The organism is Mitsuaria sp. TWR114 (genome assembly GCF_007997345.1).
Genome location: NZ_VOSR01000216.1, coordinates 1 through 10,727 on the forward strand (window position 1 = coordinate 1; position 10,727 = coordinate 10,727).

At 67.8% G+C, this 10,727-nt stretch carries 15 protein-coding genes; 10 read left to right on the forward strand and 5 right to left on the reverse strand.

The window, feature by feature from the left end:
- The 10 genes from FUT87_RS09790 to FUT87_RS09835 form a co-directional block, all read left to right on the forward strand.
- The coding region (locus tag FUT87_RS09790) for a flagellar hook-length control protein FliK (protein ID WP_147240899.1) at window positions 1-472 on the forward strand (472 nt) is incomplete at its 5' end.
- Window positions 473-608: 136 nt separating this feature from the next.
- Window positions 609-1,187: a flagellar basal body-associated protein FliL gene (fliL, locus tag FUT87_RS09795; protein WP_091722336.1), complete on the forward strand. Its 579-nt coding sequence runs from the start codon at window positions 609-611 to the stop codon at window positions 1,185-1,187.
- Window positions 1,188-1,212: 25 nt separating this feature from the next.
- On the forward strand, window positions 1,213-2,214 hold the full coding sequence (gene fliM / locus FUT87_RS09800; RefSeq protein ID WP_091722333.1) for a flagellar motor switch protein FliM: 1,002 nt from the start codon (window positions 1,213-1,215) through the stop codon (window positions 2,212-2,214).
- Entirely contained in the window at window positions 2,207-2,650 is a 444-nt protein-coding gene (fliN, locus tag FUT87_RS09805) for a flagellar motor switch protein FliN (protein WP_091722331.1), read from the forward strand. Before fliM ends, fliN begins: the two co-directional genes overlap by 8 nt.
- Before the next feature lie 28 nt (window positions 2,651-2,678).
- On the forward strand, window positions 2,679-3,044 hold the full coding sequence (locus FUT87_RS09810; protein ID WP_091722327.1) for a flagellar biosynthetic protein FliO: 366 nt from the start codon (window positions 2,679-2,681) through the stop codon (window positions 3,042-3,044).
- Window positions 3,045-3,057: 13 nt separating this feature from the next.
- Window positions 3,058-3,846 (forward strand): flagellar type III secretion system pore protein FliP, encoded by a 789-nt coding sequence (fliP, locus tag FUT87_RS09815; RefSeq protein ID WP_147240900.1) that lies wholly within the window; start codon window positions 3,058-3,060, stop codon window positions 3,844-3,846.
- Window positions 3,847-3,871: 25 nt separating this feature from the next.
- The gene (gene fliQ / locus FUT87_RS09820; protein ID WP_091722320.1) at window positions 3,872-4,141 is read left to right on the forward strand and encodes a flagellar biosynthesis protein FliQ; all 270 of its coding nucleotides are present in this window, start codon (window positions 3,872-3,874) and stop codon (window positions 4,139-4,141) included.
- A gap of 37 nt (window positions 4,142-4,178) precedes the next feature.
- Window positions 4,179-4,943 (forward strand): flagellar biosynthetic protein FliR, encoded by a 765-nt coding sequence (gene fliR / locus FUT87_RS09825; RefSeq protein ID WP_091722317.1) that lies wholly within the window; start codon window positions 4,179-4,181, stop codon window positions 4,941-4,943.
- Between the two features lie 215 nt (window positions 4,944-5,158).
- Entirely contained in the window at window positions 5,159-5,641 is a 483-nt protein-coding gene (locus tag FUT87_RS09830) for a hypothetical protein (RefSeq protein ID WP_147240901.1), read from the forward strand.
- Entirely contained in the window at window positions 5,619-6,014 is a 396-nt protein-coding gene (locus FUT87_RS09835) for a hypothetical protein (protein ID WP_091722308.1), read from the forward strand. The genes FUT87_RS09830 and FUT87_RS09835 overlap by 23 nt, the downstream gene beginning before the upstream one ends.
- Window positions 6,015-6,062: 48 nt before the next feature.
- On the opposite strand, the gene FUT87_RS09840 is transcribed toward FUT87_RS09835, so the two are convergent.
- The 5 genes from FUT87_RS09840 to FUT87_RS09855 form a co-directional block, all read right to left on the reverse strand.
- Window positions 6,063-6,881 (reverse strand): ABC transporter permease, encoded by an 819-nt coding sequence (locus FUT87_RS09840; protein ID WP_255511753.1) that lies wholly within the window; start codon window positions 6,879-6,881, stop codon window positions 6,063-6,065.
- Window positions 6,791-7,378 carry a hypothetical protein gene (locus FUT87_RS30515; protein ID WP_255511754.1) on the reverse strand — a complete coding sequence of 196 codons (588 nt, stop codon included), beginning with the start codon at window positions 7,376-7,378 and terminating at the stop codon, window positions 6,791-6,793. Before FUT87_RS30515 ends, FUT87_RS09840 begins: the two co-directional genes overlap by 91 nt.
- 2 nt (window positions 7,379-7,380) lie before the next feature.
- Complete coding sequence (locus tag FUT87_RS09845; RefSeq protein ID WP_222617103.1) at window positions 7,381-8,484, reverse strand: ABC transporter permease; 1,104 nt, start codon at window positions 8,482-8,484, stop codon at window positions 7,381-7,383.
- A 98-nt stretch (window positions 8,485-8,582) separates the two neighbouring features.
- Window positions 8,583-9,278, reverse strand: a complete 696-nt coding sequence (locus FUT87_RS09850) for an ABC transporter ATP-binding protein (protein ID WP_147240902.1) — start codon at window positions 9,276-9,278, stop codon at window positions 8,583-8,585.
- A 35-nt stretch (window positions 9,279-9,313) separates the two neighbouring features.
- Window positions 9,314-10,531: an efflux RND transporter periplasmic adaptor subunit gene (locus FUT87_RS09855; RefSeq protein ID WP_222617105.1), complete on the reverse strand. Its 1,218-nt coding sequence runs from the start codon at window positions 10,529-10,531 to the stop codon at window positions 9,314-9,316.
- Between the last annotated feature and the right edge of the window lie 196 nt (window positions 10,532-10,727).

Here is a 10,727-nt window from a genome sequence, read left to right on the forward strand (position 1 = left end):
CGCGCCGGCCCCGGCGCCCAGCGTGCCGCTGAGCCAGCCGATGGACAGCCCCGACTTCGCGCCCGAGCTCTCGGCCAGCGTCAGCCTGCTGATCCAGGACGGCATCCATGAGGCCCAGCTCCAGCTGAACCCGGTCGAGATGGGCCCGGTGTCGATCAACATCCAGCTGGACGGCCAGCAGGCGCAGGTGAATTTCCATGCGCAGCAGGCGGCCACCCGGGAAGTCCTGGAACGCACCCTGCCCGACCTGGCGGCCGCCCTGCAGGCCCAGGGGCTGACCCTGAGCGGTGGCGGGGTGTTCGCCCAGACCTCCTCCCAAGGCGGACAGAATCGCGGTGACGGCAGCCCGGACGGCGCGTCGAACGGCAACGGTCGCCGCGGCGGCCGCGGTGACGACGACGGGGCCGTCGCGGCCACCGGTCGCGGCGAACGGCGCACCGCGCCGCGCGGGCTGGTCGACCTGTACGCCTGACGGTCCGCGAGTCTGACCGGAATCCGCCGCCTTTTCGCGCGTTGAGCGCGGGGGCGGCGCTTCACAATGGGAGCCATTGCCGGATCGTCAGGTCCGGTTCCCCGCCAGATCCATTTTTTTCATCATCGGAGCGCCCATGGCCACAGCCGCCGCAGGCAACGACGCCGCCGTCAAGGGTGGCGGCAAGAAGAAGCTGATCATCATCATCGCCATCGTCCTGGTGGTGGTGCTGGTGGGCGTCGCCGCGTTGCTGATGATGAAGAAGAAGTCCCATGCCGAGGACGAGGAAGGCGCCGCCGAGGAAAAGCCCGCGGCCACCGCCCACGCCAAGCCCGGCACGCCGCCGACCTTCGTTCCGCTGGATCCGTTCACCGTGAACCTGGCCGACAAGGAAGTCGACCGCTTCGCGCAGATCGGCATCACGCTGGAGGTGGCCGATCCCAAGTTCGCCGACCAGCTCAAGGCCTACATGCCGGCGATCCGCAACAACGTGCTGATCGTGCTGTCGCACAAGACCTCGGCCGAGCTGCTCAGTGGCGAAGGCAAGGAGAAGCTGGCCCGCGAGATCCGCCGCGAGTCGGTGCGTCCGATGGGCATCGAGCTCGACGACGAGGAAGAGGACGAAGACGCCGCGCCGAAGAAAAAGAAGAAAAAGAAACGCCCGGTCGAGAGCCCGGTGACGCAGGTGCTCTTCTCCACCTTCATCGTGCAGTGAGCGGAGTTCCCGAAGGGATCAGGCGATGAATCAGCAAATCCTGTCGCAAGACGAAGTCGATGCCCTGCTCCAGGGCATCACCGGCGAGAGCCAGAAGCTCGAGGCCGAGGAGGTCCAGACCGGTGGCATCCGCGAGTACAACCTCGCCAGCCAGGAACGGATCGTCCGTGGGCGCATGCCCACGATGGAGATCATCAACGAGCGCTTCGCGCGCAACATCCGCATCGGGCTGTTCAACTTCATCCGCAAGAGCCCGGAAGTCGCCATCGGCGGCATCAAGGTGCAGAAGTACAGCGCCTTCCTGCGCGAGATCGTGGTGCCGACCAACTTCAACATCGTGTCGGTCAAGCCGCTGCGCGGCAGCGGGCTGATCGTCTGCGACCCGACGCTGGTGTTCGCGGTGATCGACTCCCTGTTCGGCGGCATTGGCAAGTTCCACACCCGCATCGAGGGCCGCGATTTCTCCGCCACCGAGCAGCGGGTCATCCTGCGCCTGGTGGAAGTGATCATCCAGGAGTACCTCAAGGCCTGGAAGGGCATCTATCCGCTGGAGCTCGAGTACCAGCGCTCGGAGATGCAGCCGCAGTTCGCCAACATCGCCACGCCCAGCGAGATCGTCGTCTCGACCTCGTTCACGCTGGAGATCGGCGAGACCAGCGGCACGGTGTATTTCTGCATTCCCTACTCGACGCTGGAGCCGATCCGCGACGTGCTGTACAGCACCACGCAGGGCGACTCGAGCGAACCCGACCGTCGCTGGGTCAACCTGCTCAAGCACCAGATCCAGTCGGCCGAGGTCGAGCTGGTGGCGGAGCTGGCCAAGGCGCCCGCGACGGTGGAACAGCTGCTGGCCTTCAAGCCGGGCGACTTCATCGAGCTGGACCTGGAGCAGATCATCCAGGCCAAGGTGGACGGCGTGCCGGTGTTCGACTGCCATTACGGCACTTCGAACGGCAAGTATTCGATCAAGATTGAAAAGATGCTGACCGGCCCGGATGCCGGCTGGCTGGGAGCCCGCAATGGCTGACAACACCCCGATGGACGAACAGGACGCGATGGCCGCCGAATGGGCGGCGGCGCTGGCGGAGGCTGGCGGAGGCGGCGGCAGCGAGGTCGCGGCCGAGGTGCAGCCGGTGGCCGAGCAGGTCGCGCCGGCGGCCTTCACCAACTTCGCGCCGACGCCGGGCAACCTGCCGGGCAGCGACATCAACATGATCCTGGACATCCCGGTCCAGTTGACGGTGGAGCTGGGCCGCACGCGCATCCCGATCAAGAACATCCTGCAGCTGGCGCAGGGCTCGGTGGTCGAGCTGGACGCGCTGGCCGGCGAGCCGATGGACGTGCTGGTCAACGGCTACCTGATCGCGCAAGGCGAGGTCGTGGTGGTCAACGACAAGTTCGGCATCCGCTTGACCGACATCGTGACCCCTTCCGAACGCATGCGCCGCCTCAGCAAGGCCTGAGACCCTTCGGCGGCTATAGTCGCCGGCCATGAACAACAGCCTCGTCCCACTCCTTTGGTTCCTGGCCATTTTGGCCTTGATCCCCGTCGTGCTGTGGCTGCTGAAACGCACGCCGCTGGGCGGCGCGGCGCTGGGCGGGCAGTTGCGCACCGTCGCGCAGCTCGTGATCGCGCCGAGCCAGCGCATCGTGATCGTCGAGGTGGGCCAGGACGAAGACCGCCAATGGCTGGTGCTGGGCATCACCGGCCAGCAGATCCGCACCCTGCACGTGATGCCGCCGCAGGCCGATGCCGGCGCGGCGCTGCAGTCCGCGCAGCCCTCGTTCTCCTCGCTGCTCAAGCGCAACCTCGGCGGCAGGCACGCCGATGGCCCCGGCTCTCCCACCTCGACCTGATCGGGCACGGCGCATGACGGTCCCCCACCTCCCTTTCCCGCCGCGTCGCCCACTGCGCGCACTGGCGGTGCTCGCCGCGCTCGGCGGCCTGGGCGCCGCGGCCTGGGCCCAGCAGGGCGGCGGCGCGCCGGCCAGCGTGCCGCTGATCATCGGCCAGGGCGCCGGCGGCAACAGCTACTCCGTACCGATCCAGACGCTGCTGTTCTTCACCGCGCTGGGCTTCCTGCCGGCGGTGCTGCTGATGATGACCGGCTTCACCCGGATCGTGATCGTGCTGTCGCTGCTGCGCCAGGCGCTGGGCACGCAGGCGGCGCCGCCCAACCAGGTGATCGTGGGCCTGTCGCTGTTCCTCACTTTCTTCGTGATGAGCCCGACGCTGGACCGCGTCTACGCCGAGGCCTGGCAGCCTTACCAGAGCGGCCAGATCGGCTTCGACGTGGCGCTGGACCGCGCGCAGGTGCCGATGCGGTCCTTCATGCTGAAGCAGACGCGCCAGTCCGACGTCGCGCTGTTCGCCCGGCTCGCCAAGCTCGAGCCCAACGTCGCGCCCGAGAACGTGCCCTTCCGCGTGCTGGTGCCGGCCTTCGTGACCAGCGAGCTGAAATCGGCCTTCCAGATCGCGTTCCTGATCTTCATCCCCTTCCTGGTGATCGACATGATCGTCTCCAGCGTGCTGATGAGCCTGGGCATGATGATGCTGTCGCCGGTGCTGGTGTCGCTGCCCTTCAAGCTGATGCTGTTCGTGCTGGCGGACGGCTGGAACCTGCTGCTGGGATCGCTGGCGGCCTCGTTCGCGCAGTAGCGGCGCGGTCCGCAAGGAGAAGTCCATGGATGCTCAACAGGTCTTCACGATCGGCCAGCAGGGCCTGTACGTGCTGCTGATGGTGGCGGCGCCCATCCTGCTGACGGTGCTGGCCGTCGGCGTGCTGGTGTCGGTGTTCCAGGCGGCGACGCAGATCAACGAATCGACGCTGTCCTTCGTGCCCAAGATCGTCGCCGCCGTGCTGGTGCTGGCCATCGCCGGGCCCTGGATGATCACGACGCTGGTCGAATACATCCAGCGCACGCTGCAGAGCATTCCGCAGGCGCTGGGCTGAGCCCGCCGCCCTGCCCGCCGTTCCTCCGGCCGCTCCGATGATCTCCTTCAGCGAAGCGCAACTGCTGGCCTGGATCAACCCGATCCTGTGGCCGTTCATCCGCACGCTGGCGCTGTTCGCCGGCATGCCGGTGTTCAGCCAGCGCCAGGTGCCGACGCGGGTGCGCATCGGCCTGGCGCTGTTCATCGCGGTGGCGGCGCAGCCGTCGCTGCCGGCCATGCCGGTGATCCCGCTGGACTCCCTGCCGCAGCTGCTGACGGCGGTCGCGCAACAGTTGCTGATCGGCCTGGCGATGGGCTTCGCGGTGCGGGTGGTGTTCGCCGCGCTGGAATTCGCCGGCGAACTGATCGGCCTGCAGATGGGCTTGAACTTCGCCGGCTTCTTCGATCCGTCGACCGGCTCGCAGGGCACGTCCTCGTCGCGCTTCCTGGGCTCGATGGTCGCCTTCCTGTTCGTCGCGATCAACGGACACCTGATGCTGATCAACTCGCTGGTGGAGAGCTTCCAGGCCTTCCCGGTCGGCGAGGAGCCCTTCCGCTTCCTGCGCGTGGCGCAGCCGCAGGTGTGGGGCGCGGAGATCTTCCGCATGGGTCTGTGGATCGCGCTGCCGCTGATCACGATGCTGATGTTCGTGAACCTGGTGCTGGGCATCATCTCGCGGGTGGCACCGCAGCTGAACGTGTTCTCGGTGGGCTTCCCGCTGACGGTCAGCATCGGGCTCGTGGGGCTGGTGGCGACGCTGCCGCTGATGCATCAGCCCTTCATGGTCGCGCTGGAGCGGATGCTGGCGGCGTTCAACTGACGCCTGCGAATCGAGACCTGGCTCGACGCTGACGCCCCGCCGCACCGAAGCCCTCTTTCGGGGGTTCTCTTCCTGGTCTTTTTATCCCCCTTCGCCAACCAGTTTGGGTCATGGCCGAACGAGGGTCAGGTTTGAACAATCACGGAACTCGATCGCCGCGACATGCATCGCAGCGCTGCGGCGAATTCCGATTCACCTGACGACGGAGAACATCCATGCGACCCATGACCCAGGCCGAGACCGAGCAGGTCAACGCCACCCTGGCATCCACCCATCGCTCGACGACCGCGCCTCCGCAACGCGTTGGTGACGACGGTGAAGCGCTGATCGGCTCCGAGCAGCATGAACAGATGAGGAAGGATTTCCTGCGATGTCACGACGAGATCAGCGAGGAAGACCTCGATGCCTTCTGCGCCCATCTGGTGAGCAGCTTCCCTGATCGCGAGATCACCACGCAAATCTGCCCCGACGACGAATCGGCAGGCATCCTCATCTTCAGCGTCTACGGCTTTTCCGAGCGCGAGCAGTTGAACCACCCCGAGGAAGACGCCTTCTACGATCAATTTCCCCTGCACCTGGCTCATATCGCGGGGCCGGTCACCCTCTTTCCCCGGACGGGGCGCCATGCCGCCAGGCCCCTTGACGAGGGTGCCAGGAACCTCGGAGGACCGGCTGATGACCGCATTCAATCCCAGTGAGTTCCTTTGCCTGGCCGAGGAACTGGCCGAGGACGAGCGAGAGGCCTGGCTGCGCTCGGCCATTTCGCGCGCCTACTACGGCGTCTTCCTGGTCGCGCGGGATGCGATGAAGGTGACGGTTCGCGACGGCCGGGCTCATCGCCTGACCCGCGAGCGGCTCATGACCCACGGAAAGCAGCTGGCGTTCAGGCTGTCGCTGCTTCACGGTCTGCGCAAGAAGGCGGACTACGTGCTTGACCAGCGCGTCGACATGAAGTGCGCCGCCGATGCCTTGAGCATTGCGTGGGACCTGCATCGCAAGCTGCTGCGTTTGAAGGGCTCGGCGAGGCGACAGCGCGCCGCTCCGCAGACGTGTGCAGCTGCGCGCCCTTGAGCAAAACGAGCCGCGACCATCTCCTGAGGGTCGCGGCTCTTCATATCATCAAAGCTCCCGCAGCGCCGTCGTCACCGGCACGCTGGCCGCCCGCACCGCCGGGAACAGACCGCCGATGAATCCGATGGCCAGGGCCCACTTCAGGCCTTCCCACAGCAGTTGCCCCGACACCCGGAGCTCGAAGCTCAGCTTGCCCACCGACCCGGCCGCCATCGTCGACGCCGCGTGGCCGTTGAACAGCAGGTAGGCGATGCCACCGCCGATCAATCCGCCCAGCGCCGCCAGCAGCATGGTCTCCAGCATCACCGCCACCACCACCGGCAGGCCGGGGAAGCCGATCGCGCGCAGCGTGGCGATCTCCCGGGCGCGTGTGGCGACCGCCGCGAACATGGTGTTCAGCGCGCCGAACACCGCCCCCACCGCCATGATGCTGCCCACCACGATGCCGATGATCCGCAGGATCTTGGTCATCTGCTCCGACTGCTTGGCGAAGAAGGCCAGCGTCGTCGTGGCGTCCACCTTGAGCTGCGGATTGGCCTCCAGCGCGGCCTTGAAGTCCTTGAAGTCCGCCGCATCGGTCAGCTTCACCGTCACCGAATTGCGGCTCGCGCCGCGGCGATAGGTCTCGGCCACCACCGGCGCGTCGGCCCACAGCTCCGATTCCATCGAGTCGCCCGACGCGAACACGCCGGTCACCGTCCACATCTGGCTGCCCAGCCGCAGTTGCTTGCCGGGCTCCAGGCCCTCGAACTGCCGCGCCGCGCCCTGGCCGACGATCAACTCCTTGAGCCCGGGCTGGAACTTGCGCCCGCTGATGATCTTGACCTGCGGCCGCACCGCGAAGGCTTCATCGCCCAAGCCGCGCATCTGCACGCTGCCTTCCTCGTCGGTGGTCGTGCCCTTGACCGGCAGGTTGGCCGCGACCACGTCTCGGCCGACACCAGCGGCTCGCCCTTGGCGCTCTTGGCCACGCCCGGCGCCTGCGCGATCTGCGTGATGTCCTCGCGCGACATCACCGACGCCACCTCGGCCGCCGACGCGCCGCGCAGCACGATCGCCGTGTCCTCGCTGCCGGACTTGCGCAAGGTCTCGGCATACCCCTCGGCCATCGCCAGCAGCGCCACCAGCACGCCGACGACGCCGGCGATGCCCACGACGATCACCGCCGACGAGCCCAGCCGCTGCGGCAGCGTGCTGACGCCGACGCTGGTCACCGACCGGGCCTGCGCCCCCCGCCGCGTCAGCAGCATCCATAGCGCCAGCAGCACGGCCAGCGCCAGGGCGCCGAACCACGGCAGCATCACCCACGCGGCCAGCACCAGCGCCAGCAGCAGCACCAGTCCCAGGTTCTTCAGGAATTTCATGTTCAGGCCCTCCCCGCCAGCGCGTCGGTGATGTTCAGCCGCATCGCGTTGAGCGCCGGCAGCGCGCCGACGATCACCCCGAACAGCACCATGAAGCCCACACCCATGGCCCAGCTGTTCAAGCCGGCCGCCGGCAGGTTCAGGGACCCGCCGCTGCCCGCGCTGATGATCGGACCCAGCACGCTGGCCAGGCCCAGTCCGATCACGCCGCCGATGACCAGCAGCAGGATGGACTCCGCCAGCACCATCGCCAGCACGCTGTGCCCCGAGAAGCCGATCGTCTTGAGCACCGCGATCTCGCTGGTGCGCTCGCGCACCGCCTGCATCATCGTGTTGCCCGACAGCAGCAGCAGCGTGAAGAACACCGCGCCCATGATGGAGCTGACGATCAGCCCGATGTCGGCGACCTGCTTCATCCACGAGGCCATCGCCGCCTGCTCGGTCTGCGTGCGCGTCTCATGGTCCGAGTTGGCCGAGATCGCATCGATCGCCTTGGCCACGCGGTCCGCCTGGTTGGCGTCGTTCACGCGCGTCACGTACCAGCCGACGGCGCCCTGGTTGTAGGGCGTCGTGTCGTCGAAGTACTTCCAGTTCAGCAGGAACATCTGGTCGTACCAGCCGCCGGATTTCTTGTCCGCCGCGTGGATCAGGCCGACGATCTCGAACTGCCAGTTCTTGCTGCCGCTGCGGTCCGGGAAAATCGTCGACTGCAGCGGGATCTTGTCCCCGACCTTCCAGTTGAAGCGCCTGGCCAGGCCCTCGCCGACCAGCGCGCCGATGCGGGTCGAGGCGAAGGCCTGCTTCGCCTGGTCGGTGACGACCATCTCCGGATAGGCGTCCAGGTAGTTCGGCGCCACCGCGAAACTGAAGACCTGGTTGTGCGGGTCCTGGTAGGCGCCGCCGAACCAGTTCGCGTAGGTCACCATCTTGACGCCGTCCACCGCCTGGATGCGCTGGGTCAGCGCCATCGGCAGCGTCTGGATGAAGGACAGCCGCGAGCCGGTCTGCAGCCGCGACGCGCCATTGGCCGACTGGCCGGCCTGGTCGAACGAGGTGCGGACCGCGTCCAGCAGCCCGAACAGCAGGAACGCGGTGATGATGGACACCAGCGTCAGCACGTCCGCAGCTTGCGCCGGAACAGCGCCGCCCAGATGAGATGAAGGTATTTCATGACGACCCCTTGTCGTTGCCGTGCCGCGCGGGCTCAGGCCACCGCGTAGGCGACCTGCTCGACCAGCGTGCCCTTGTCCAGGTGCAGCGTCTGGCGCGCGCGCTCGGCGGCCTTCGGGTCGTGGGTGACCATCACGATGGTCTTGCCGTGGTCGCGGTTGAGCGCCTGCAGCAGCGCCAGCACGTCCTCGGCGGACTGGCGGTCCAGGTCACCGGTCGGTTCGTCGCAGACCAGCAGCGTCGGGTCGGACACGATCGCCCGGGCGATCGACACGCGCTGCTGCTGACCGCCCGAGAGCTCGGTCGGCTTGTGGCTGGCGCGGTCCGACAGGCCCACCAGCGCCAGCGCGATCGCGGCGCGCTTCTTGCGCTCCGCGGCCGACAGCTTGGTCAGCAGCAGCGGCAGCTCGACGTTGCGCTGCGCCGAGAGCGTCGGCATCAGGTTGTAGAACTGGAACACGAAGCCGACCTTGGCCGCGCGCCACTTGGACAGCTTCGCGGCACTGAGCTGGTCGATGCGTTCGCCGCCGATGGCGATGCTGCCGCCGCTGGGCTGGTCCAGCCCGCCGATCAGGTTCAGCAGCGTCGTCTTGCCGGAGCCCGACGGGCCCATCAAGGCCAGGAACTCGCCCTGGGCGACATCCAGGTCGATGTGGTGCAGCACCTCCACCTTCTGCTTGCCGCGGGTGTAGACCTTGGACAGGTCACGGATCTCGATCAGGTTGCTCACGGTGACTCCTCGCTTCAACGGTTCATGCACTTCGTTCACTTGGCGGCGGTCAGCTTGATCGCACCACCATCCCGCAACTGCTCCGGCGGATTCAGCACCAGGGGCTCGCCGGCCTTCAGGCCCTCGAGCACCACCGCCTGATCGCCCACCGGCGTTCCCTGCTTGACCTTGCGCGCCGCGGCCTTCTGGCCGACGACGACGAACACCACGTCCGCGCCGTCGCGCGTGACGACCGCGGACCGCGGCACCAGCACGCCCGGCGGCGGCGCGGCCTGCGCCTGCGCCTTGCCGGCGAGGAAGGACACCCGCACGCCCATGTCGGGCACGACGCGCTGGTCCTTCTGCTCCAGCGCCACCCGCACCTTAACGGTCGCCTTGCCGCGGTCGGCCGACGGCACCACCGCGATCACATGCGCCGGGATGCGCCAGTCGGGATAGGCGTCCAGCACCGCCTCGGCGGGCATGTCGGACTTGACCTGGCCGATGTAGGCCTCGTTGACGTCGACGTCCACCTCCAGCGAGTCCATGTCGACGATGGTGCCCACACCGGTGCGGGTGAAGCCGCCGCCGGCGGACAGCGGCGAGACGATCTCGCCGACCTGGGCCGCCTTGGCGGTGATGACGCCGGAGAACGGCGCCTTGACCACCGTGTAATCGAAGTTGACCTGCGCCTGCGCCGCCTGCGCCGAGGCGGCGTCGGCCTCGCGGCGCCGCGCCTCCAGCTGCGCTGCGGTCGCGGTCACCGCCGTGCGGGCCTGCTCGGCCAGCTGCCGGGTCGTCATGCCGCTCAGGGCCAGTTCGTCCTGGCGCCGGAGGTCGGACTGCGCCTGCGCCAGCTGCGCCCGCGTCGCCTCGATGTTGGCCTGGGCGCTCTTGACGTTGGCCCGCGCCATGTCCAGCGCCGCCCGCAGCGCATGATCCTCGAGCCGGGCCAGCACCTGGCCCTTGCGGACCTTGTCACCCTCCTCGAACAGCACCTCGGTCAAGGTGCCGGTGATCTGCGTCGAGACCGTGGCCGCGCGCCGCGCGGTCACATAGCCGGTAGCCTGGAGCACCGCGTTGCCGCCCGCGCCGCCGCGCGCCTGCGCGTTCGCGGTCTGCACCTCCGGCACCTGGGACTGCGTCCACCACCACCAGCCGCCCGCGCCCAGCAGCGCCAGCACGATCAGCACCACCCCCAGGATCCAGACCCACCGCGGCGGCCCGCCACCATGGTCCTCGCGCTCATCGCCCTGGATGCGCAGCTCTTTCAACAATGCGGTATCGATGACGGCCCCCTGTGTTCAATCCGGGGCGCATTCTCCGAGGCGCCCCCGCCTCGTCAAGACTCGCTTGCGATGAATGGCGGCTGGCAGGCGCGAATGTCCCCTGAAGACGACGAACGGGAGGGGGCGGTTTCGACCGGTGCGCGCTTGTTTGGACTTCGGGTCGCCAAGCGCGGGCTCTCCA